The organism is Isoptericola maris, from assembly GCF_048065335.1.
GTDB lineage: Bacteria > Actinomycetota > Actinomycetes > Actinomycetales > Cellulomonadaceae > Isoptericola > Isoptericola rhizosphaerae.
The window spans coordinates 313540-334818 of the sequence record NZ_JBLUNY010000002.1 but is presented as its reverse complement, the minus strand read 5'-3'; the positions used below and the strand labels follow the sequence as shown (position 1 = coordinate 334818).

The window sequence follows — 21279 nt, the reverse complement described above, 5'->3', positions numbered from 1 at the left end:
CAGGATCAGCTCATCGAGGGGTCGTGGTCGTCAGCGCGCGTCGAGTGATGTCCGCGCAGAACTCCGGGTCGATCGGGGAGCCTTCGTAGGTGGCGCGCACAAGGACCGCGCCGACGAGCATCGCCAGCACGGAGCCGACCTCTGCGGCGTCGAGGTGCTGCGACAGGATGTCGCGGATCCCGCTCGTCGCTGTTCGGTAGAGGCGTGTGCGGAGCTCTCGCGCTTCTGCGTCGTCCCCCGCGCGCTCGATCACGCCGGCCATCAACCGGTCGTAGTCGTGCTGCGTCACCGCCTGCGCGAACAGGCCAAGCGCCGCCTGGAGATCTTCGCGGAGAACGCCTGACCGAGGCGGGGGCGGCGTGTCGCGGCAGATGTGATCGATCGCGTCGCGCACCAGGTCCACGGGAGTGGGCCAGTGCGAGTAGATCGTCGCCTTGGAGTACCCGGAACGGCGAGCGACCTCGGCGTGGGTCATCGCCGTCCACCCCTCCTCGAGGAGCGCTGTCGACAGGTGATCGCTGTCGACCATCGGAGCACCCCTAGGAGCGGGCGCACGGCCGGCAGCGGGGCGTCGGCGCGATGACGGCGAACCGTCCTGTCGGCGGGACGAGATGCTCATCGCCGACGCTTGACACCCCGCTGGAGCTGCGCAGCGGCGTCGTCCTGGCCAACCGCATCGCCAAGGCCGCGATGGAGGAACAGCTCGCGACCCCCAGTGGTCATCCTGATGAACGCTTGGCCAGGCTGTACCGCACCTGGGACGGCAGCGGGGCAGGACTGTTGCTCACGGGGCACGTGATGATCGATCGCACGGCGGTCGCCGAGCCTGCTGACGTCATCCTCGACTCTCGCAGCGACCTCGAGCCGTTCACCGCGTGGTCGCGAGCAGCGACGAACGCTTCCCTGTGGATGCAGATCAATCACCCCGGTCGTGTCGTCCAGCGTGACACCGGCTCCCGTGCGCTCGCTCCGTCCGCGGTACCCGTGGAGCTGGGCGGCCTTTCGAGACTGTTCCCGACACCGATCCCGATGGACGCGGACGACATCCACGAGGTCATCGAGCGCTTCGCCATCACCGCGCAGCTGGCCGAGCGCGCGGGATTCGCCGGGGTAGAGATCCATGCGGCGCACGGGTATCTGCTCGCCCAGTTCCTCTCCCCACGGGTCAACAAGCGCTCCGACCAGTGGGGAGGAAGTCTGAAGAACCGTGCACGGCTGCTTCTGGAGGTCATCGGCGCTGTCCGGGCGCGGGTGTCGCCACGGTTCGGCGTGGCCGTCAAGCTCAACTCCGCCGACTTCCAACGTGGCGGGTTCGACGTCGACGACGCGCATCGCGTCATCGAGTGGGTGAGCGACCTCGTCGACTTCGTCGAGATCTCCGGCGGCAGCGTCGAGTCTCTCGCCACCGCGGGCCACCCGGCCGATGAACGAACCCTCGAACGCGAGGCGTACTTCCTCAACCTCAGTGCAGAACTGGCCGAGGCGGCCACCGTTCCTCTGATGCTCACCGGCGGCATTCGTCGGGGCTCCGTCGCGCAGAGCGTCCTCGACCGCGGCTTCTCGCTCGCGGGAGCCGCCACTGCGCTGGCCTGGCACCCCCGTGCTCCTCGGGCCTGGGTGGTCGGCGACGACACGCCAGTTGCACCCGTGCGGACCATCGCACGCGGCAAGGCCCTCCGCGCGACGGCCATCCAGGCCAGCACCGCTGGCCGCATACGTCACCTCGGCAAGCCCGGGCTGCTGCCGACGCCGTCGCCGCTGGCCGCTGTCGCGATCGACCAGTACCTCAGGCGTCGCGCCATCCGCGCACGGAACTCCTCGCGATCGCCTTCTCCGTGACGGTGCGCGGCCTCGACCCGACGAGCTCCCGGTTCTCGGTCGTGCGGACCTGGCGTCGCCGTGCGCCTGGGGGCCGCGTGCTCGCGACTAACCGGCCTCCCGCGCCCGGCGGCTCTCGCGGTCGTTCGCCTTCTCGATCGCCTCGACGAGCTCGTCCTTGTCCATCGTCGAGCGTCCCGGGACGTCGAGCTCCTGGGCGATCTCGTAGAGGTGCTCCTTGGAGGCGTTCGCGTCGACGCCACCGGCCGTGGGACGGGAGGTCTCCACGCCGCCCTCGGCCTGCGGGTCGGAGGGGCTCGCCTCCTCCATGTGCGTCGGTCACGTCCACGTGATGCCGCAGAATGTTCTGGTGACTTCCTCGCCCCGCCTGCCCCGCGTCCGCGCGTCCGAGCTCGTCGGGCGCGGCTGGCTCAACACGGGCGGCCGCACGATCTCGCTGGCTGACCTGCGCGGCAAGGTCGTGGTGATCGACTTCTGGACCTTCTGCTGCCTCAACTGCCTGCACGTCCTGGACGAGCTGCGCGAGCTCGAGGAGTCCCGCCGCGAGGAGCTCGTCATCGTGGGCGTGCACTCCCCGAAGTTCGCGCACGAGGCCGACCCGGACGCCCTGGCCGCCGCCGTCGAGCGTTACGACGTGCGCCACCCCGTCCTCGACGACCCGGAGCTGACTACCTGGGACGCCTACGCGGCGCGCGCCTGGCCCACGCTGGTGGTCGTCGACCCCGAGGGCTACGTGGTGGCCCAGATGGCGGGGGAGGGGCACGCCTCGGCCGTCGCGGCCATCGTGGACGAGCTGGTCGCGGAGCACGAGGCCAAGGGCACGCTCCACCGCGGCGACGGCCCGTACGTCCCGCCGACGCCGGAGCCCAGCACGCTGCGCTTCCCGGCCAAGGCGGTGGAGCTGCCGGGCGGCAACCTGCTCGTGGCCGACGCGGGCCACCACTCCCTCGCGGAGCTGGCGCCCGACGGCGAGACGCTGGTCCGGCGCATCGGCTCCGGCGAGCGCGGGTGCACCGACGGCGGCCCCGGCCCGGACGGCACCCACACCGCCCGGTTCAGCGAGCCGAACGGCCTGTGCCTGGTGCCGACCGGTCTGCGCGAGCGGCTCGGCTACGACGTGCTGGTCGCGGACACCGTGAACCACGCCCTGCGTGGTGTACATCTCGCCACCGGCCAGGTGTACACGGTCGCCGGGACCGGTCGGCAGTACATGATCGGCGGGCAGGAGAACGTCGCGCCGCCCGGCGGTCAGCGACGCCCGCACCACCCCGACGACCGGCTCCCGGCCACCCAGGTCAACCTCTCCTCACCCTGGGACGTCGCCTGGTCCGAGCCGCTGGCCGCGTTCGTGGTCGCGATGGCGGGAAACCACACCCTCTGGGCGCTCGACCCGGAGGACTCCTCCCTCCGGCTGCTCGCCGGCACCATGAACGAGGGCCTCGAGGACGGTCCCGGTGCCGACGCCTGGTTCGCCCAGCCGTCGGGCCTCGCGCCGTCACTCGACGCCGACGGCGCGCCCGACGGCGGGTTCTGGCTCGCCGACGCCGAGACCTCCGCCCTGCGCCACGTCGCGCCGACCGGTGCGGACGGAGTCGAGGTGCGGACCGCGGTCGGGCAGGGGCTCTTCGACTTCGGCCACCGCGACGGACCGGCCGCCGAGGCGCTGCTGCAGCACCCCCTCGGGGTGGCCACGCTGCCCGACGGGAGCGCCGTCGTCGCCGACACGTACAACGGCGCGCTGCGCCGGTACGACCCGGCCTCCGGGGAGGTGACCACCCTGGCGACCGGCCTCGCCGAGCCGAGCGACGTCGTCGTGCAGCCGGACGCCGACGGCGGCACGGTGCACCTGCTGGTGGTCGAGTCCGCCGCGCACCGGCTCACCCGGGTCGCGCTGCCCGCGGACCTTGCCGGCGAGGTGCTCGACGGCGGAGCCCACCGGGTCGCCCGCGCGGCCACCGGCGTCGCCCCGGGCGTGCTGCGCCTGGACGTGCCGTTCGTGCCGGCACCAGGGCAGAAGCTCGACGACCGGTTCGGTCCGTCCACCGAGCTCCGCGTCAGTGCGACACCGCCCGAGCTGCTGCTCGACGGCGCCGGCGACGGCACCGACCTCGCCCGCGCCCTGCGCATCAACCCCGAGGTACCCGAGGGCGTCCTGCACGTGACCGCCAAGGCCGCCTCGTGCGACGAGGTGCCGCTCGGGCCGGACGGCGAGCCCGACCCGGACGTCTTCCCGGCCTGCCACCTCGCCCAGCAGGACTGGGGCGTGCCGGTCCGCGTCACGCCCGACGGTGGCACCACGCTCTCGCTCCCGCTGCGGGGCGCATAGCCGTGGAGCCCGCCGAGATCCTCGTCGCCGGGCCGGCGTCGTGGAACCAGCTCGTCCACCTCGACCGGCTGCCGGACCCGCGCCCGCACACCGTGTTCGCCCGCGGCCACCACGCCACGGTGGGCGGGACGTCGGCCGGGAAGGCGCTCAACCTGCGGTGGCTCGGCCGCAGCGTCCAGCTCCGCACGGTGCTCGGCACGGAAGCCGAGGGTGCGCGCGTGCGCCGGCGACTCGAGTCCGCGGGCGTGGACCTCGTCGCGACCGACGCCCCGGACGGCCGCACGGAGCGGCACCTCAACCTGCTGGACCCCGACGGCGGACGCGTGTCGATCTACCTCCAGGCACCCGACGCGCCGGAGCAGGACCACGGCGCGGAGGCCGCGGCTGAGGCAGCAGCGCTCGGGCGTGCCGTCGACGCCGCCCGCGCCGTCGTCGTCGACCTCGCCGTCACGGCCCGCCCCGTGCTGGAGGCCGCAACGGCGCGGGGCGCCGACGTGTGGGTCGACCTGCACGACTACGACGGCGCCTCGGCGTTCCACCAGCCCTGGGTCGACGCCGGGACGCACGTGTTCCTCAGCTCCGACCGGATGCCCGGCTACCGCGACTTCCTGCGGTCCCGGCACGACGCCGGTGCCCGCCTCGTGGTCTGCACCCACGGGGCAGGGGGTGCCACGGCCCTGACGGACGTGGGGTTCGTCGACGTCCCCGCGGTGCGGGTCGACCAGGTCGTGGACACCAACGGCGCCGGGGACGGGTTCTTCGCGGGGTTCCTCGACGCCCACCTCGGCGGTGCCGGGGTGGATGCGGCGATGCGGGCGGGCGCAGAGCACGCCGCGCGCGTGGTCCGGAGCCCCGAGCTGGCTCCGGCGGCCCGCTGACTCACACCAGCGCGGCCGACCGCTCCCAGAGCTCGTGGGCGACCCGGGGGTCCGTGGCCTCCCGGCTGATCCCTGCCGCGATCCGGTGGCCCTCGTAGTAGGCGCCCGGCTGAAACGTCGTGCCCGGGGTGCCCTCGGCGAACCGGACGAGCTGGTCGGCGCCCTTGTCGGGGCTGACGGTGAACAGCCGCCGGAGCGGGCCGCGGTAGAGGTGCCGCAGCACGTGGTTCGTCTCCCCGGCGAAGCTCGTGCCCACCACGCCGGGGTGGAACGCGACCGCGCTGAGACCCTGGCCGCCGTACCGGCGCTGCAGCTCCTGCGTGAACAGGATGTTGGCCAGCTTGGCGTTGCCGTACGCCCGGTGCGCGGCGTAGCGGTGGGCGTTCTGGAGGTCGTCGACGTCGAACCGGCTGAACAGCTGCGCGGCCCGGCTGGCCGTCTGGATCACGGTGGCGCGCCCGGCGACCAGGGCGGGCAGCAGCAGCTCGGTCAGCAGGAACGGCGCCAGGTGGTTGACCTGGAAGGTCTTCTCGTACCGGTCGACGGTGAGCTCGCGCTCGCCCATGATGCCGCCGGCGTTGTTGGCGAGCACGTCGATCCGCGGGTGTGCGGCGAGCAGGTCGGCGGCGAGCCGGCGCACCTGGGCCAGCTCGGCGAAGTCGGCCAGGAAGAAGGGGGCGTCCAGCTCGGCGGCGACCGCCTCGGTCTTGGCCGCCGAGCGGCCGACGAGCACCACGTGGTGGCCGTCGCGGACCAGCCGGCGGGCGGCGGCCGCGCCGACCCCGTCGCTGGCTCCGGTGAGGACGATGGTCCGCGGCATGTGTTCTCCCGTCGTGAGGTCGGTCGGCGTGCGGTCGGTCGGCGGGCGGGTCAGGGCGCCGCCAGCTCGTCGAGCATGCGCTCGAGGTTGCCGCGGGCGGTCGCCGCGTACCCCTCGACCCAGTCGCCGGCGTAGGCGCGCGGCACGATCTCGACCACGAGCAGGCACGCGAAGTAGGCCCGGTACAACCGCAGCCGCGTCCACGCGGCGGGGTCGCCCGCACCGGGCGTCCCGTCACCGAGGCCGAGGTCCCCGCCCGCGTCCCGGTACCCGGCGAGCAGGGCGGGGTCGACGGCGCCCACGCCGAGCTGGTCGGCACCCACCAGCTCGAACACCGGGTCGCCCCACATGGCGCGCTCGGCGTCGAGGAACGCGGTGAGGCGGTGGTCGGCCGGGTCGAGCAGGATGTTGCCGGGCCACAGGTCGGCGTGCACGAGCCGTGGTGTGGCCACGGCCGCCAGCACGTCCTGCCGGGCGCCGACGGCGGCACGCAGGCGGGCGTGCGGCAGCGGCACCTCCCAGCGCTCGGCGTCCGCGAGGGCCGCCTCGACCATCGCGGTGAAGGCCTCGGGCCACGTCGCCCGGCTGAGCCCGGACGCCGGCGCGGGGTAGCCGAAGCGGTCGCCGGTGATCCCGTGCAGGCGCGCCATCACCGCGCCGAGGGACCGCCGCACCTGGCGCGAGTCGGCGGGTGCGAGGTCCAGGCCGTCCCACAGCACGCCGGGCAGGTGCTCGGTGACGACGACATCCCCGTCCACGTGCTCCCGGCTGCCGTCCACGTGCAGCACGGCCGGGACGGGGAGGCCGGCGCGGTGGGCCAGCCGGTAGACGGCGGCCTCGGTGCCGGAGATCCCGTGCTCGTACCGCAGCAGCCGGGTGGTGTCCGCGCCGGTCACCTTGACCACCACCTGCCGCCCGTCCGCGAGGCCGGCGCGCAGCACGGTGGCGAACAGCCCGCCGGCGAGCGGCTCGACGTCCAGGACGTCCCCGACCGGCGCCAGGACGGCCGCGACCTGGTCGCCCGTGACAGCGGTCTTGGTCAGCACGCGCCGAGCCTAGCGGCGGCCCGCCGCACCGGGTAGGCCCCTCAGGCGAGGCCGCTCTGCCGGGCGACCACCGCCGCCTGCATCCGCGACGGCACCTGCAGCTTGGCCAGCACCCGGGACACGTGAGTCTTGGTGGTCGCCTCGGAGATGACCAGCTCGGCGGAGATGTCCTGGTTGGACAGTCCGCGCCCGAGCGCGGCGAGCACATCCACCTCCCGCGGGGTCAGGCCGTCCAGCCGGGGATCGGCCTCGCGCGGTGCGGGGTCCGGCACGTCCGCGTCCGACGGCGGGGGTGGGGCGCCGCCGAGCCGGGCCAGCACCCGCCGGGTCACCTCGGGGGCGAGCACGCCGTCCCCGGCCGCCACCCGCCGCACGGCGCGGACCAGGTCGGCCGGCTCGGCGGACTTCAGCAGGAACCCCGCCGCGCCCGCGTCGAGGGCGCCGTGGACGTACTCGTCGAGATCGAACGTGGTGAGCACGAGGACGTCGGCCAGCCCTTCGGCGGTGATGGCCCGCGTTGCCGCGACACCGTCCGTGCCAGGCATCCGTAGGTCCATGAGCACGACGTCGGGGCGCACCGCCCGCGCGTTGGTGATCGCCGCGTCGCCGTCGGCCGCCTCCGCGACCACCTCGACGCCGTCGGCCGCGTCCAGGAGCATCCGCAGGCCCGCACGGATGGCGGCGTGGTCGTCGGCGAGCAGGACGCGGACCGGCTGGTCTCCCGGCACCGTCATGCGACCTCCTCGCCGACGGGCAGTCTGGCCTCGACCTGCCAGGCGTGGTCCGCCGTCGGCCCCGCGGAGAACGTACCGCCGAGGCCCTCGGCGCGCTCGCGCATGGAGACCAGCCCGGTGCCGGCGCTCAGCGGCCCCGCCCCCCGCTGTGGGTGGACGACACGCCGCTGAGCCGCGTCGTCCGACGGCGCGTCGTGCACCCACAGCGGGGGGAGGGGGTTGCGGACTCGCAGGGTCAGGCCGGCGCCGTCGGTGTCTCCGGCGTCGAGCCGGACCGTCACGGGTTCGCCGGGGGCGTGCTTGCGGGCGTTCGTCAGCGCCTCCTGGGCGATCCGGTGCAGAGCCTGCCCGACGGCGGCGGGCACGGGCCGGTCCGCGAGGCGTTGCGGGTCGTGGACCGTGACGTCGTCGCCGGCGGAGCGGGCCGACCGCACCAGCTCACCGAGGCCGTCGAGGCGGCCCGGGGCGGTGAGCGGCTCCGGCGGGACGTCGGCGCGCAGCAGCTCGATCATCGAGCGCATCTCGGTGAGCGAGGCGACCGAGCTCTCGCGCACCTGCTCCAGGGCGGCGCGGTCCCGCTGGGCGTCGGGCGGCACGGCGAGCGCCGCACCGGAGTGGATCGCGATCGAGGACAGGTGCGAGGCGATGACGTCGTGCAGGTCGCGGGCCATGGCCGCGCGCTCCGCCTGGACGGCCTCGTGCCGGTCGAGGACGGCGATGCGGGCGACGTCGGCGGCGCGCTCGCGCTCCAGCTCGGCGGCGCGGGCGGCCTCGTCGGCCCGGGCGCGCTCGAGGTCGGCGAGCTCGGACTTCTGCCGCACGTTGTCCGCCCACCACATCGGCATGACGACGACCGCGCCGATCTGCAGGCCGGCGAACACGAAGTACTGCAGGTCCCGGCTGGCCTCCCCGGCCGCGACCGCGACGGCGAGGGTGAGCACCGCCGCGGCCGTCCACAGCACGGTGCGTGCCGTCCGGCCGGTCCGCAGCACGGCCTCGTACAGCAGCTCCCACAGCACCACGACCAGGATCGAGAGGCTGCCGCCCCACACGAGGTCGACGGCGACGACGGCGAGGCCCGCGGCGAGCGCGAGCAGGGGGCGCGTGCGCTTGGCGAGGAGCACCAGGCAGCCGACGGCGAGCAGCGCGACGCGCCACCACGGTTCCGGCTCGACCGAGGCCAGCGGACCGACCGGCGGCACGAGGTCCACCAGGCCGACCGCCAGGAGCACCAGGCCGAGGGCGAAGGCCGCGACGGCGCCGACCACGTCCGCGAGCAGGTTCTCGCCGCTCCACGCCCGGTGCAGGCCGCGCAGGCCGTGCGGCTGCACGGTCGCGGCGGGCGGGGACTCGGTGCTCACGGTCCCATCCCAGCACAGCGCGCCGCGCCGCGGATCGGTGGAACGATGTACGCCGCGCGCTGCGCGTACCGGGGCCGCCGCGAGGATCATCCGTCCGGCGGACGCCACCGGCCCGGGCCCCGGGCGATGCTCGGGGCATGGACCTCCCTGTGGATCTCGTCGGGACCGAGGGCGGGCTCGTCGCGATGGCTGGCGTGCTCGCCGTGCTCGCGCTCGTCGACTCGACCAGCTTCGGCACCCTCCTTATCCCGGTCTGGCTGCTCCTGGCCCCGGGCCGGGTGCGGGCCGGGCGCGTGCTCGCCTACCTCGGCACGGTCGCCGCCGCCTACCTGCTGATCGGCGTCGCGGTGCTGCTCGGTGCGGACGCCCTGCTCGAACGGTACGGCGAGGCGCTGGAGTCGCGGCCGGCGCTGCTGGTCCAGCTCGTGCTGGGCGTCGGGCTGCTGGCGCTCAGCTTCCGGTTCGACGGCAAGCGGTCCGCGCGCCGGGCCGAGGCGAACGGCGGCCGGCCGGGCCGTCTGACGCGGTGGCGCGAGCGCGCCCTCGGCCTCGACCCCGCCGCCGCCTCCCCGGTGCTGCCCCTGATGGGGCTGGCGCTCGGTGCCGTCACGATCGAGGTGGCCACGATGCTGCCGTACCTGGCGGCGATCGGCCTCCTGACGGCGTCGGACCTCGCGACGCCCGTGACGCTGGGCGTCCTGGCCCTGTACTGCGTGGTGATGGTGCTGCCGGCGCTGCTCCTGCTCAGCGGCCGCCTCGTCGCGTCGCGCTGGATCGACCCGCTGCTGCGCCGCCTGGAGCGGTGGTTGTCCAAGAACGCCGCCGAGATGACCGGCTGGGTGCTGGGCATCGTCGGTGTGCTGCTGGCCCTCGACGCCGTCGGGCGCCTCGGCTGGACCGGCTGAGGGCGGCCGCGGGGCCTGGACCGGTGCACGGGAGAGCAGGCCCGGGCGCTACGCTCCGGGGGACCCCGACCCGTCCGGAGAGGCCGTCCTCGTGACCGAACAGCCGCAGCCCCACGACCCGCAGCAGCCGTACCAGCAGCCGCCGTACGGCCAGCAGCCGCCTGCTCCGCCGCAGCAGCCGTACGAGCAGCACGGTCAGGCGTACCAGCAGCCGTACGGCCAGCAGCCGGCCCAGCCCTACGCCCAGCCGTACGCCCAGCCGTACGTCAACCCGGAGGCCCGCTCGCGGATCGCCGCGGGCCTGCTCGGCATCCTGCTGGGCACGCTGGGCATCCACCGCTTCTACCTCGGATACACCGGGATCGGCCTGACGATGCTCCTGATCTCCGTGCTGTCTGCCGGCTTCCTGGCGTGGGCGGTGGCGATCTGGGGCTTGGTCGAGGGCATCCTGTACCTGACCGACAAGACCGGGAACTTCTCCCGCGACGCGAAGGGCGTGCCGCTCCGCGACTGAGTCCGGAGCGATCGGGTCAGGCGAGGAGGTCCGGCAGCTCGAGCAGCGAGCCGACGACGTCGACCTGGCTCGCCTCGGGCCGCGCCGCGTGCAGGTATCCCCACGGGCCGCGGCGGATCAGCACGGGCCGCATCCCGGCGTCGGCCGCCGGCAGCACGTCGTTGTCGAGGCGGTCGCCCACGTAGGCGATGCCCGACGGCGGCACCCCGGTGAGGTCCGCCACCGCGGCGAAGAACCGGGGGTCGGGCTTCTGGACGCCCCACTCGTCGGAGGTGCGGATGCTGTCCACGGGCAGGTTCATGGCCTCGAGCGCGGCCCGCGCCTGGGGCGGCTGGTTCCCGGCGACGACGACGGCGAACCCGGCGTCGCGCAGCGCGGCCAGCCCGGGGCGGACGTCGTCGTACAGGTCGTCGGCGTCGAAGTTCTCTCGCAGGTCGTCGGGATCGTCGACGGCCCACCGGGCGATCTCCGCGGCCAGGTCGATGCCCGGCCGCGCGATCTGGAACGCGTCCTGCAGAGGCCGGTCCGTGGCGGCGCAGGCACCGATCAGGCCGAGGAACGTGCCGGCGGGGATGCCGAGCCGCTCGGCCCAGCGGGAGAAGATGCGGGTCTCGTCGACGAGGGTCTCACCGACGTCGAAGACCACCGCGCGCACCATGGGCCCGAGCGTAGCGTCCGAGGCTGCCGGGTTGCGTGTTCGCCGGGGTGCGGCGGTAGCGTGTTCAGAAGACGTCCAGACCCCCGGATTAAGGTGAGTGGCATGACCCGTCCGGCGATTCCTGTGACGCTCTCGACGGCGTCGGTCTATCCGCGCCGTGCGGCCTTCGCCTTCGAGTCGGCGGCCGAGATCGGCTTCGACGGTGTGGAGGTCATGGTCTGGTCCGACCCGGCGACGCAGGACCCGAAGGCGCTGTCGAAGCTCGCGGCCGACACCGGCATGCCGATCCGCTCCATCCACGCCCCGACGCTCCTCGTCAGCCAGCGGGTCTGGGGGCGGTCCCCGGCGGACAAGCTCGCTCGCGCGGTCGACATGGCCGGCGAGCTGGGTGCGCGGACCGTCGTCGTGCACCCGCCGTTCCGCTGGCAGTACCGCTACGCGCGCAGCTTCGAGGAGCAGGTGCGCGAGCTCAACGCGGGCGGCCCGGTGACCGTCGCGGTGGAGAACATGTACCCGTGGCGCCCGCACTCCCGGCTCGACCGGGAGCTCAAGGCGTACCTGCCGGGCTGGGACCCGATGGAGCACGGCTACGACGCCGTGACGCTCGACCTCTCGCACGCCGCGGTCGCGCAGCAGGACGGCCTCGACCTGCTGCGGGAGTTCGGCGACCGGCTGCGGCACGTGCACCTGGCGGACGGCACCTTCAACGCGCGCGACGAGCACCTGGTGCCGGGCCGCGGCGACATGCACTGCGACAAGGTGCTCACCGAGCTGGCCCACTCCGGGTTCGACGGCGACGTCGTCCTGGAGATCTCGACCCGCAAGGCGTACGACGCCCACGAGCGGCACACCGACCTCGTGGCGGGTCTGGAGTTCGCGCGTTCGTACCTCGCGCCCGAGCCCGTGCCGTACACGCCGCCGCCGCCGGAGCACCGCCACCGGCCGACGGACGCGTGGGAGCCGGAGCATCCCGGTACGTCGAGCGTCTGAGGGGCTGCCGGTCAGGCGGCCAGGGCCGGCCGGGCTCCCACGGCGCGGAGCACGAACGTCTCCGCCGCGCTGATGGCGCGTTCCCGGGCTGCGGGCTCCTCGGGGATGAGCCGACCCGACAGGCAGGCGTTGACGAGCTGGACCGTCGGCTCGATGTCCTGGCGCGGGAACGACCCGACGTCGATGCCCTCGTGCAGGATCCGCTTGAGGATCGACTCCACGATCTCGGCGTGCTCGCGCAGCCTCGCCTGGGTCGACCGGGACAGCACGGTGCGCAGGTCGGGGCCGGGGGCCAGGTGGAAGACCCGCGCGAGCTGGGCCTGCTGGCGGATGTAGGTGCGCAGCTGTTCGACGGGGTCGCGGACCTCGGCCAGCGCCCGCTCGAGCGTCAGGGCGTACTGCTCGGTCTCGTGCGTGATGAACCCGAGGAGCAGCGCCTCCTTGTCGGAGAAGTGGTTGTAGACCGCGGTGCGCCCCACCCCGGCGGCGGTCGCGATGTCGGCCAGCGTGATCGTGTCGAACCCGCGCTCCGCCATGAGCGTGGACAACGCCGTGAACAGCTTGTGCCGAGTCATCTGCCGGTGCTCGTGCAGACTCTTCCCGATGATCTTGGGCATGCTGACATCATAGGCAAGCGGTGTCAGGACGCGTGTCGCTATCCTCGCCGTTGTGACTGATGACACCGCTGGCCAGGAACCGCAGGACGACGGCATCGTGCCCGACACCAAGGACTGGACGGGGGTCGTCGAGCGACGGTGCGACGAGTGCGGCTTCGACCCCCTCGCCGTCGACCCCCTCGCCGTCGGCGACGCCGTCCGGTCGGCCGTGCCGGCGTGGCAGGCCGTGCTCGCCCGGCCCGACGTCCGCCGTCGGCCCGCCCCGGGGGTCTGGTCGCCGCTGGAGTACGCAGCCCACGTGCGCGACGTCTTCCGGGTCTTCGACGGGCGGCTCGCGCTCATCCTGGAGACCGACGGCGCGGGGTTCCCGGACTGGGACCAGGACGCGGCGGCGCTCGCCGGAGGCTACGCGCAGGCCGATCCCGGCACCGTCGCCACCGAGCTCGCCGCCGCCGGCGACGCGGTGGCGGACCGGTTCGACGCCGTGCGCGCCGACCAGCTCGAGCGGGTCGGACGGCGCTCCAACGGGTCCACCTTCACCGTGCGGACCTTCGGCCGGTACTTCCTGCACGACGTGGCGCACCACCTCCACGACGTGCGCGCCTGACCCGCCGTCACCTGCTCGCCACAGACGGGGCTGATGGGGAGCGACGGGGAGGAGTACCTTGCGCGTCATGTCGTACACGCAGACGCTCGTCCCGCCTGAGCACGCCACGAACCACCTGCTCGTGGTGCCGGAGGTGTGGGGACCCGACCGCGTCCGGTCCCTCGCCGACGCCTGGTTCCCCGAGGTGCGGTGGTTGAAGGAACCGCGGGCCGAGGTCGCCCCGCGCGCCAGGGGCGGCGCCCGCTTCCGGGGCATGGCCGCCGCACCGGAGCCGCAGGTCGGTCCCGGCGTCCTCGGCGTCGGCGACGAGCACGGCGCCGCGGGGCCGTTCGCGGTGAGCGAGTCGCAGTCGCCCCAGGCAGGGCTGACCGGGCGCGCCGCGGTCTACGCGCTCGGCCGCGTCGACGGCACGCCCGACGCACGCGTCGGCCGGCCGGCGACCACGGAGGACCGGGACGGCATCGCCCGGGTCTTCGCGGCCGGCCTGCCCGACGGCGAGGAGCTGCGGCTGGTCCAGTGGGGCGTCGCGGTGGCGCGCAAGACCGGCGGGGTGCTGCTCGCCGACGGACGCCAGCTCCTGCACCCCGACCCCACGAGCGCCGTGGACCTCACCCTCTACGCGGTGCACCCGCTCCCGCCCCCCGAGCTGCTCGGTCTGCTGCGTTCGGTCGTCGCGACGGCGGACGAGGAGCCGCCGCCGGCCCCGGGGGCGGCGCCCGTGCGCCTGGCGGCGCGCACGCCTTACGACGGCACGGTCGTGGTGGAGTCGGAGCGCGTGGACCGGGTGCCGCGCGCCCTGGTCGACCTCGACCCGACCGAGTACGGCCCGCACGCCTACCGGATGGTGTGGGTGCCGCAGGACCCCTACGAGCTGGGCCTCGAGCAGCCCTCGGGCGTCCACGTGATCGCCCGTTCGCGCATGCGGGCGATGATCGCCCGGCTCACGCTCCTGCTGCACGCGAAGGTCGGCGGGGCGATGGTCGACGACGGGGCGTTCCTGGCGACGACGGCGGAGATCGAGCGGCGCACGTCCGAGGACCAGCGCGCGTCGTCGCGCGCCTGGGTCTGACCCGAGCCTGCGGGGGATGACGACGATGTTGTCCACAGGCGTGTGGAGAGTCCACAGCAGGTACCGGTACCAGCGCCGATGCTGGTGAACACCGGTTTCTCCCTCGCGCCGCGGCGTGAGCCGGACGATCGGGACGGCCCGCCCGAAGGTTCCGGATCCGCGGAATCTCGCGGGTCCTCGCTGTTACCACGCTGTTCCGCCGGACGACAACCTGGGCGCTACCTCGCCGCCGTGCATGCGGGCGGCGCGCCGGAGCGGGCGTGTCGTCCACAGATTTTGTCCACAGGGGTGTGGACGGCGTGGGGATTCCGGGCGTCCCGCTGTGGATGAACCTGTGACTGAAAATCTTCCTCCGCGCACCCCTTGCAGACCTTCTCCAGCGGGTCTAGAAACGTGGCTATCGGTCTCGACAGAATGTGGCTCGGATCACGGTGACGTGGGAGGGGCGCAGGCCGTCGGGACGAAGGTCGACCGGAGAACGACGGGCCGATCCGCACCGAGTGCGGGCCGTGGGTGACGACACGGGTGTCCGGCGGCGCCGGAAGACCAGCCGCGTCCGGGGGCCTCTGCGGAGAACGGGCCGGCCGGGGCGACGACGCGTCAGGCCTCGACCGGGTCGGCAGGGGGTCCGGAGCTGTGACGTCGACGCAGCGCCCCGACAGCGATCGCCGGGGAACGCGGTGATGCCGAGGCCCCCCGGCCGCCCCGGGGGGCCTCGGCCGTCCGTGGGAGCGCGACCGCGCGTAGCCTCGGGCCCATGAGCAACCTCGAGACGCGTCCCGCCGAGCAGGTGTGCGAGGCCGGACGTGCCGTCGGCGGGATCGAGCTGCTGGAGGCGCGCGACGTCCCGCTCGGCGGCCCGCGCGCCATGAACGTCCGCCGCACCATCCCGCAGCGCCGCCGGTCCCTGATCGGTGCCTGGTGCTTCTGCGACCACTACGGCCCGGACGACGTGTCGGTGTCCGCGGGCATGCAGGTACCGCCCCACCCGCACATCGGCCTGCAGACCGTGAGCTGGTTGTTCGCCGGCGAGGTCTTGCACCGCGACTCCGTCGGTTCGCTGCGGACCGTGCGCCCGGGCGAGCTCAACCTCATGACGGCCGGCCGGGGCATCTCGCACTCGGAGGAGTCGCCGCAGGGGACGGCCGAGCACCCGCGGCCGCCGACCCTGCACGGCGTCCAGCTCTGGACCGTGCTGCCGCGCGAGGCGAAGGACGGCGAGCCCACCTTCGAGCACCACGCCGACCTGCCGGTGGCCACGCACGAGGGCGCCCGGGTGCAGGTGTTCATGGGCACGCTGCGGGTGGCCGGCGAGGCGCTGGTCTCCCCGGCCCGCACGTGGACGCCGCTCGTGGGGGCACAGCTCGACCTCGACGCCGGGGCGTCGGTCGAGCTCGACGTCGACCCCGGGTTCGAGCACGGGCTCCTCGTCGACGCAGGGGACGCCCGGCTCGAGGACGTGCCCGTGCCGGTCGGCGCGCTCGCCTACTCCGGTCCGGGACGCACCCGGCTGGTCGTGGCGGCCGGCGCCCCGCCGGTCCGGGCCGTGCTCATCGGCGGTACGCCGTTCGGCGAGGACGTCGTCATGTGGTGGAACTTCGTGGGGCGCAGCCACGAGGAGATCGTCCAGGCGCGCGCCGACTGGTCCGCGCAGGTCGCCGAGGGGGACGACGGCGGCACGGACTACGAGGAGGGATCGGCGGGGCGGCGCTTCGGGCGGGTCGACGGGTACGCGAGCGGACCGCTGCGTGCTCCCGCCCTCCCGGACGTCCGGCTCCGCCCCCGCCGGCGTCCGGGGGAGTGACCGCCGTCAGCGGAAGGTGATCCGGAGCTTCGCGTTCTTCTTCCCCTTGCCGACGTCGACCACCTTGATCTTCAGGTGGCCGCTGCGGCTGGTGAACGTCTGCCCCTGCTTCATGGTCGAGCGCCGCTTCGACTCCCGGCCCATCGGCACCACGAGATGCTCTCCCGGGTAGGCCCACCTGGAGCTCTTGGGCGCCAGCCGGCTGACGGTGACGCCGTACCGCACCGTGTAGTCGGAGGACGCCCGGTAGGGCAGCCGCGTGTACGGGTAGCGCACGCCGGACTCCTTGCGCCGCAGCTCGATGAAGTAGACGTCGCCCGTGCGCGGGTCACGGGCGCGGACCAGCGTGGGCCGCTTCGTGTCCCGGTCCCGCGCGGTGAGGGTCACGGTCCGGCTGCCCTTCTTCTTGCTCATGTATCGCTGCTCGGATGTCGGCAGCACGCCCAGCCGGCGCTTCTGGGCGCCGGAGAGCGAGGGGACGCCGTCCGCGGCGAACTCGGCCCCCATCAGGTCGAGCGGGTCCAGGCCCTCGGCGGCGCCGCAGCGCTTGCTCGAGAAGCTCCCGTCCGCCTTGCCCCGGCACCAGCCGACACCCGAGTGCTCGAGGCCCATGTTGTGCGCGAGCTCGTGGGCGAGCGTGGCCACGCCCTTCTCGTACTGGGGGTGGTTCCACCGCTGCCCGGAACGCTGACCGTTCGGCCCGCCGAAGAGCGAGAACGTCCATCCGCCCGGTGAGTTGCGCCCGGCCTTGGACGGCATCGAGCCGAGGCCGACCTTCCCGCGGCAGGTCTTGCCGTAACGGGAGCCGCCCGGGTAGTCGCCACTGCGGTAGGGGAAGAGCACCACGAGGTGGGCGCGGCGGTCCGGCCCGCGGGTGCTCGAGCTGTACCAACCCTTGCCGTAGTGCTTCTTGCCGCCGCGCTTGACCTGCTTGAGCACCTGCTTGGTGGTGCGGCACGCCCCGTCGCCCGTGTTGATGCGACGCACCTTTCCCGACCGGACGAACTTCACCTTGCCGCGGGACTGCTTCGACCAGTAGCTCGACGTCTTCTTCAGGAGCCGGTCGACGTCGGTACCGCGGACCCATTTCTTCACGCGCTTCTTGGGGATGTTCTTCGGCGTCGCGACGACGACCTGGACCGTGTGCCGCTTCGTGCTGGTGGTGGCGGCCGTCGAGAGCGCACGGATGCCGTCGTTCGCCGACGACCGTCCGAATCGTGACGAGTCGACGGTGGACTCCCAGGTCACCGGGCTGCCGGAGTGCGGATCCCGCAGATCAGGCGAAGCCGTGGCAGCGGTGGCGTCGACCAGGAGAAGAGCGCCCACGATAGTGGCGACGACAGGAAAGCGAAGCGACATATCGAGGCCCCCGAGCCGATCGACATCGATTTGTCGGAGCGTATCGATGAAGTGCGGAACGTGCCTGTCGAGAAGGAATGTCCTTTTCGCCTGTTATATGTTTCAGTGTCGGCGTCGGACGACCATGGGCAGCACCGCCCAGAGCCCCAGCAGCAGCACGGCGCACCCGCTGCCGACGACGAGTCCCGCGGTGCGGTCCAGGACCACGTCGAACACGAGCAGCGCGGTGCAGGACAGCGCGACGGCGAGGAGCACCAGGGCGACGCGGGTCATGCGGTCGCCGACCGTCACGACCGACAGCTTGAGGTGCTTGCGGAACAGCGCCCGGTGGATCGCGACAGGCGCGACGAACAGTCCCGTGGCCAGGATGCAGGTGAGCAGGTCGGCCAGGTAGACGTTGCGCTGGAACGCGTCGAGGTCCTGGAACCGGGACTGGAAGGGCAGGATCAGCAGGAACCCGGTGAGGATCTGCACGCCCGTCTGCATGACCCGGAGCTCCTGGAGGAGCTCGACCCAGTTGCGGTCCGACCGTTCCTCCGGCGACTCCTCGCGGCCGTCCGGACGCCGTTCCGGCATCCCGGCGCTGTCGGCCATCGTGCCCTCCTCGCTCCCGTCCTCCGCTGCGCTCTCATGGTGCCACCGCGGGTCGTACGCCGCACCGGTCAGGCGTCTCGCGCGTTGTGACCAAAACGTGACCTCAAGTGCGACAGATTCTGCATAGAATTCTGTGACAGATATCCCGGGGCCCGATGCCCGGCAGGAGACGAAGAGAGAGTCCCATGAGAACCGACACCCGCGACATGCTCAGTGTCACCGAAGCCGGACGCAGCCTCGGCCGTCTCACCAGCGACGTCGCGAACGGCCGGACTGTGGTTGTCCTCAAGAACAACGAGCCCACCGCCGCACTCGTGTCCGTGCGGACGATGGAACGACTCGACAGGGTCGAAGAACTGGAGGAGGACCTGCGAATGCTAGCGATCGCCTACACCCGGACCCTGACCGACAGCGGGGTCCGCCACACCCTCGACGACGTCGCAGCCGAGTTCGACATCGACCTCGTTGATCAGGACTGATCGTGGCGAAGGTCCTACTGACCGACGAGGCGCGAGACGATGTCCGCGACCTCGACGGGTCCGCCCGGAAATTGGTCCTCAAGGCCATGAAGAAGCTTGAGGAATCCCCCGAACAACGCGGCGCCCCGCTCGGCAGCAGGACCGGAGGGAACCTCGCGACCTTCCGCAAGCTCGTCGTGGGCGATCGGGACTACCGGATCATCTATCGCGTCGAGGAAGACGGCACGGTCTGTGTGGTGTGGGTCGTCGGGAACCGCGTCGACGGCGAGTGCTACGAGCTCGCGAAGTCGCGCATCAAGCTGTACAGCGACGACAAGATGGCGGCGCTCATCCAGAAGATCCTCGACACTGCCTGGGAACCTTCCCGCCCGTAGTCGCCGGGCCAGAGGGTGCCGCCCCCGCAACAGGGTCGGTGGGGCGTCGCCGTACTCGTCGAGGGAGGGCGATCGCTATGGGTAGGCCCGCTGCTCCTTGGCGCCCTCGACCACTTCCCCGAGGATCAACCCGTCGGTCGCGCCCATGTCGGCCCGTCGGGATGACCCGGGAGGAAGTTCGCAGACGGTGCATGACCCCGTTGCGAAGTCGCTGACCTGCGGAAACCTGCTGGAGCGGGTGACGGGAATCGAACCCGCGCTATCAGCTTGGGAAGCTGAAGTTCTACCATTGAACTACACCCGCACGATCGTTCACGACGATGCGCGTCCCGATCATACCCAACACCCCGCCCGACGCCGAAACCGGGGTGCGCGCCGCACGGCGCCGGCCCTCGCGGGGCACCGACGGACCCGCCCTGCGAGACCACGGTGCACGGCCAGGTGCGGCCGACTACCGTGTCCACGTGCTGCTCTCCGACCGCGACATCCGTGCCGAGCTCGACGCCGGGCGCGTCGCCCTGGATCCCTACGACCCGGCGATGGTCCAGCCGTCGAGCATCGACGTGCGGCTCGACCGGTTCTTCCGGCTGTTCGACAACCACCGGTACCCGTACATCGATCCCTCGCAGGAGCAGCCCGAGCTCACCCGCCTCGTCGAGGTGGACCCCGAGGAGCCCATGGTGCTGCACCCGGGCGAGTTCGTCCTCGGCTCCACGTACGAGGCCGTCACGCTGCCCGACGACGTGGCCGCGCGGCTGGAGGGGAAGTCCAGCCTCGGGCGGCTCGGCCTGCTGACGCACAGCACGGCGGGCTTCATCGACCCCGGCTTCTCAGGGCACGTCACCCTCGAGCTGAGCAACGTGGCGACCCTGCCGATCACCCTGTGGCCGGGGATGAAGATCGGCCAGCTCTGCTTCTTCCGGCTCTCCTCGCCGGCCGAGCACCCGTACGGCTCGGAGCGCTACGGCTCGCGCTACCAGGGCCAGCGTGGCCCGACGGCGAGCCGGTCCTGGAAGTCCTTCCACCGCTCGGACGTATGAGCGCGTACTACCGGGGTGGCCGACGTCGGTACGCTCGGTCCCGCCGCGCGGGGTCCACGACCAGGTACGACGCGGCGCCCCGGTCCCGGAAGGAGCTCCGTCAGATGGCCAAGCAGGCGTCACCGTCCCTGCCACCGCTGCCTCGTGCGACCACGCAGGGTCACCAGGCCCGGCACCTGCTGGCCGTGCCCGCCGACGTCCAGGTCGACGAGGTCGAGGTGCTGGCGATGTCCCGGTTCTCGGGCGCGCGCTGGGACGTGGCGCCGGCCACGCTGCCCGGTGCCGACCTGCCGGCCGGCCGGATCGCTGCACCGGGGGAGCCGGGCGTGCTGCGGCTGAGTCGCCACAGCCACGTCCACGGCCCCTACGCCCCGCGGGCCGACGGCATGGACCTCGGGCTGCCCAGCAGCACCGAGATGGTGTTCGACGTGATCACCCCGCGGGAGCGCTGGGACGACCCGCCGTTCCCCGGGGGAGGGGACCGCGACGGGATCGCCCGGGCCTTCCCCGCGGGGCTGCCGAACCGCGAGGAGGAGCGCGTCGTCGCCTGGCTCGTCGCGGCGGCCCGCCGGCTGGGCGGTTCGGCGCGGCTCGACGTCGCCGCACTGTGGGACCCGGCGGAGGCCGCACGGCGTGGCCCGGGTGCCGGCGTCGTGCTCACCCCGGACCCGGGTGCTGCCGTCGACCTCACGGTCTGGTCCGACATCTGGCTGGACCCGCAGGCCGCTCACCGGGTCATGCAGGAGGTGCACCCGCGCGCCGTGCTCGCCACGGAGGGCGCCGACTACCAGGGCCCGCCTCCTGGCATCGCCGACAAGCCGCTCTACCCGGGCGAGAAGATGGATCCCGACGTGCGCCGCGAGCTGCACGCCAAGGCGGACGACTTCGACATCGCGGCGCTCCAGGAGCCGGTGGTGCTGGACGGCTACGGCCTCACGATCGACCTCGGCCATGACGGATACGTCACAGTGGAGGTCAGCGGCGACGAGGTGCTGCCGCTCCTCGTCAAGGAGCTGCCGTGGGCGGCCGGCGGCGCCATCTGCTACCGCGTCGTGTGGGACCCGCCGGACCTGCACGAGGCCCAGCGTGAGTTCCCGCAGCCTGCGCTCGTGGTGGCACGACGCCGTGCGGCGGACCTCGTCGGAAAGGTCGCGGCCGCGATCCAGGGGGCCGTCGGCGGCGAGATCGCGGACGAGTCGGAGTTCCTGCTGGCGCCCGAGGACCTCTAGGAGCGGCGCAGCGCGTCACGGCCAACCCGGCCGATC

Annotated in this window: 23 protein-coding genes and 1 tRNA gene; 13 read left to right on the top strand and 11 right to left on the bottom strand. The window is 73.1% G+C overall.

Going from position 1 to position 21279, the window contains the following annotated elements; all coding sequences use genetic code 11:
• Positions 1–10: 10 nt before the first annotated feature.
• A complete protein-coding gene (locus ACH5HR_RS05720; protein ID WP_416476703.1) occupies positions 11–529 on the bottom strand; it encodes a TetR/AcrR family transcriptional regulator in 519 nt (172 codons plus the stop codon).
• A 50-nt stretch (positions 530–579) separates the two neighbouring features.
• Between ACH5HR_RS05720 and ACH5HR_RS05715 the strand changes: the two genes are divergently transcribed.
• Positions 580–1839 (top strand): oxidoreductase, encoded by a 1260-nt coding sequence (locus tag ACH5HR_RS05715; protein WP_416476701.1) that lies wholly within the window; start codon positions 580–582, stop codon positions 1837–1839.
• Between the two features lie 87 nt (positions 1840–1926).
• On the opposite strand, the gene ACH5HR_RS05710 is transcribed toward ACH5HR_RS05715, so the two are convergent.
• A complete protein-coding gene (locus ACH5HR_RS05710; RefSeq protein ID WP_416476699.1) occupies positions 1927–2148 on the bottom strand; it encodes a Rho termination factor N-terminal domain-containing protein in 222 nt (73 codons plus the stop codon).
• A 22-nt stretch (positions 2149–2170) separates the two neighbouring features.
• Here ACH5HR_RS05710 and ACH5HR_RS05705 point away from each other — a divergent pair, with 22 nt between their 5' ends.
• The gene (locus ACH5HR_RS05705; protein WP_416476697.1) at positions 2171–4165 is read left to right on the top strand and encodes an NHL domain-containing thioredoxin family protein; all 1995 of its coding nucleotides are present in this window, start codon (positions 2171–2173) and stop codon (positions 4163–4165) included.
• 2 nt (positions 4166–4167) lie between these two features.
• A complete protein-coding gene (locus ACH5HR_RS05700; protein WP_416476695.1) occupies positions 4168–5043 on the top strand; it encodes a carbohydrate kinase family protein in 876 nt (291 codons plus the stop codon).
• 1 nt (position 5044) lies between these two features.
• Here the strand turns inward: ACH5HR_RS05700 and ACH5HR_RS05695 are convergent, their stop codons facing one another.
• The 4 genes from ACH5HR_RS05695 to ACH5HR_RS05680 are packed head-to-tail and all read right to left on the bottom strand — an operon-like array spanning position 5045 to position 9004.
• Positions 5045–5863, bottom strand: coding sequence for an SDR family NAD(P)-dependent oxidoreductase (locus ACH5HR_RS05695; RefSeq protein ID WP_402373407.1), 819 nt, complete (start codon positions 5861–5863; stop codon positions 5045–5047).
• A 50-nt stretch (positions 5864–5913) separates the two neighbouring features.
• Entirely contained in the window at positions 5914–6909 is a 996-nt protein-coding gene (locus ACH5HR_RS05690; RefSeq protein WP_416476693.1) for a phosphotransferase family protein, read from the bottom strand.
• Between the two features lie 41 nt (positions 6910–6950).
• Positions 6951–7643, bottom strand: a complete 693-nt coding sequence (locus ACH5HR_RS05685) for a response regulator (protein ID WP_416476691.1) — start codon at positions 7641–7643, stop codon at positions 6951–6953.
• Entirely contained in the window at positions 7640–9004 is a 1365-nt protein-coding gene (locus ACH5HR_RS05680; RefSeq protein ID WP_416476689.1) for a sensor histidine kinase, read from the bottom strand. The genes ACH5HR_RS05685 and ACH5HR_RS05680 overlap by 4 nt, the downstream gene beginning before the upstream one ends.
• A gap of 137 nt (positions 9005–9141) precedes the next feature.
• On the opposite strand from ACH5HR_RS05680, the gene ACH5HR_RS05675 reads away from it, so the two are divergent.
• Together ACH5HR_RS05675 and ACH5HR_RS05670 are read left to right on the top strand one after the other, a co-directional pair.
• The gene (locus tag ACH5HR_RS05675) at positions 9142–9909 is read left to right on the top strand and encodes a GAP family protein (RefSeq protein ID WP_416476688.1); all 768 of its coding nucleotides are present in this window, start codon (positions 9142–9144) and stop codon (positions 9907–9909) included.
• A gap of 91 nt (positions 9910–10000) precedes the next feature.
• The gene (locus ACH5HR_RS05670) at positions 10001–10423 is read left to right on the top strand and encodes a TM2 domain-containing protein (RefSeq protein ID WP_416476686.1); all 423 of its coding nucleotides are present in this window, start codon (positions 10001–10003) and stop codon (positions 10421–10423) included.
• A gap of 16 nt (positions 10424–10439) precedes the next feature.
• Here ACH5HR_RS05670 and ACH5HR_RS05665 read toward each other — a convergent pair whose 3' ends face one another.
• Positions 10440–11081, bottom strand: coding sequence for an HAD family hydrolase (locus tag ACH5HR_RS05665; RefSeq protein ID WP_402373421.1), 642 nt, complete (start codon positions 11079–11081; stop codon positions 10440–10442).
• A gap of 102 nt (positions 11082–11183) precedes the next feature.
• Here ACH5HR_RS05665 and ACH5HR_RS05660 point away from each other — a divergent pair, with 102 nt between their 5' ends.
• The gene (locus tag ACH5HR_RS05660) at positions 11184–12071 is read left to right on the top strand and encodes a sugar phosphate isomerase/epimerase family protein (RefSeq protein ID WP_416476684.1); all 888 of its coding nucleotides are present in this window, start codon (positions 11184–11186) and stop codon (positions 12069–12071) included.
• An 11-nt stretch (positions 12072–12082) separates the two neighbouring features.
• On the opposite strand, the gene ACH5HR_RS05655 is transcribed toward ACH5HR_RS05660, so the two are convergent.
• Positions 12083–12688, bottom strand: a complete 606-nt coding sequence (locus ACH5HR_RS05655) for a TetR/AcrR family transcriptional regulator (protein WP_402373426.1) — start codon at positions 12686–12688, stop codon at positions 12083–12085.
• Between the two features lie 52 nt (positions 12689–12740).
• Here ACH5HR_RS05655 and ACH5HR_RS05650 point away from each other — a divergent pair, with 52 nt between their 5' ends.
• The 3 genes from ACH5HR_RS05650 to ACH5HR_RS05640 all read left to right on the top strand — a co-directional run bounded on the left by ACH5HR_RS05650 (position 12741) and on the right by ACH5HR_RS05640 (position 16168).
• Positions 12741–13295 carry a DinB family protein gene (locus tag ACH5HR_RS05650; protein ID WP_416476682.1) on the top strand — a complete coding sequence of 185 codons (555 nt, stop codon included), beginning with the start codon at positions 12741–12743 and terminating at the stop codon, positions 13293–13295.
• Between the two features lie 67 nt (positions 13296–13362).
• On the top strand, positions 13363–14364 hold the full coding sequence (locus ACH5HR_RS05645; RefSeq protein ID WP_416476680.1) for a hypothetical protein: 1002 nt from the start codon (positions 13363–13365) through the stop codon (positions 14362–14364).
• Between the two features lie 757 nt (positions 14365–15121).
• Positions 15122–16168 carry a pirin family protein gene (locus ACH5HR_RS05640; protein WP_416476679.1) on the top strand — a complete coding sequence of 349 codons (1047 nt, stop codon included), beginning with the start codon at positions 15122–15124 and terminating at the stop codon, positions 16166–16168.
• 6 nt (positions 16169–16174) lie between these two features.
• Here the strand turns inward: ACH5HR_RS05640 and ACH5HR_RS05635 are convergent, their stop codons facing one another.
• Complete coding sequence (locus ACH5HR_RS05635) at positions 16175–17494, bottom strand: hypothetical protein (protein ID WP_402373436.1); 1320 nt, start codon at positions 17492–17494, stop codon at positions 16175–16177.
• Between the two features lie 135 nt (positions 17495–17629).
• Positions 17630–18121, bottom strand: a complete 492-nt coding sequence (locus ACH5HR_RS05630; RefSeq protein ID WP_402373438.1) for a DUF6328 family protein — start codon at positions 18119–18121, stop codon at positions 17630–17632.
• Positions 18122–18306: 185 nt separating this feature from the next.
• Between ACH5HR_RS05630 and ACH5HR_RS05625 the strand changes: the two genes are divergently transcribed.
• Positions 18307–18600 carry a type II toxin-antitoxin system Phd/YefM family antitoxin gene (locus tag ACH5HR_RS05625; protein ID WP_402373440.1) on the top strand — a complete coding sequence of 98 codons (294 nt, stop codon included), beginning with the start codon at positions 18307–18309 and terminating at the stop codon, positions 18598–18600.
• 2 nt (positions 18601–18602) lie between these two features.
• Positions 18603–18974: a type II toxin-antitoxin system RelE family toxin gene (locus tag ACH5HR_RS05620; protein WP_416476677.1), complete on the top strand. Its 372-nt coding sequence runs from the start codon at positions 18603–18605 to the stop codon at positions 18972–18974.
• 230 nt (positions 18975–19204) lie between these two features.
• Here ACH5HR_RS05620 and ACH5HR_RS05615 read toward each other — a convergent pair.
• Positions 19205–19278 (bottom strand) — tRNA-Gly (locus ACH5HR_RS05615).
• A gap of 160 nt (positions 19279–19438) precedes the next feature.
• Between ACH5HR_RS05615 and dcd the strand changes: the two genes are divergently transcribed.
• A complete protein-coding gene (gene dcd, locus ACH5HR_RS05610; protein ID WP_402373446.1) occupies positions 19439–20014 on the top strand; it encodes a dCTP deaminase in 576 nt (191 codons plus the stop codon).
• Between the two features lie 104 nt (positions 20015–20118).
• Positions 20119–21243 (top strand): hypothetical protein, encoded by a 1125-nt coding sequence (locus ACH5HR_RS05605; protein ID WP_416476675.1) that lies wholly within the window; start codon positions 20119–20121, stop codon positions 21241–21243.
• The last annotated feature ends 36 nt before the right edge of the window (positions 21244–21279 follow it).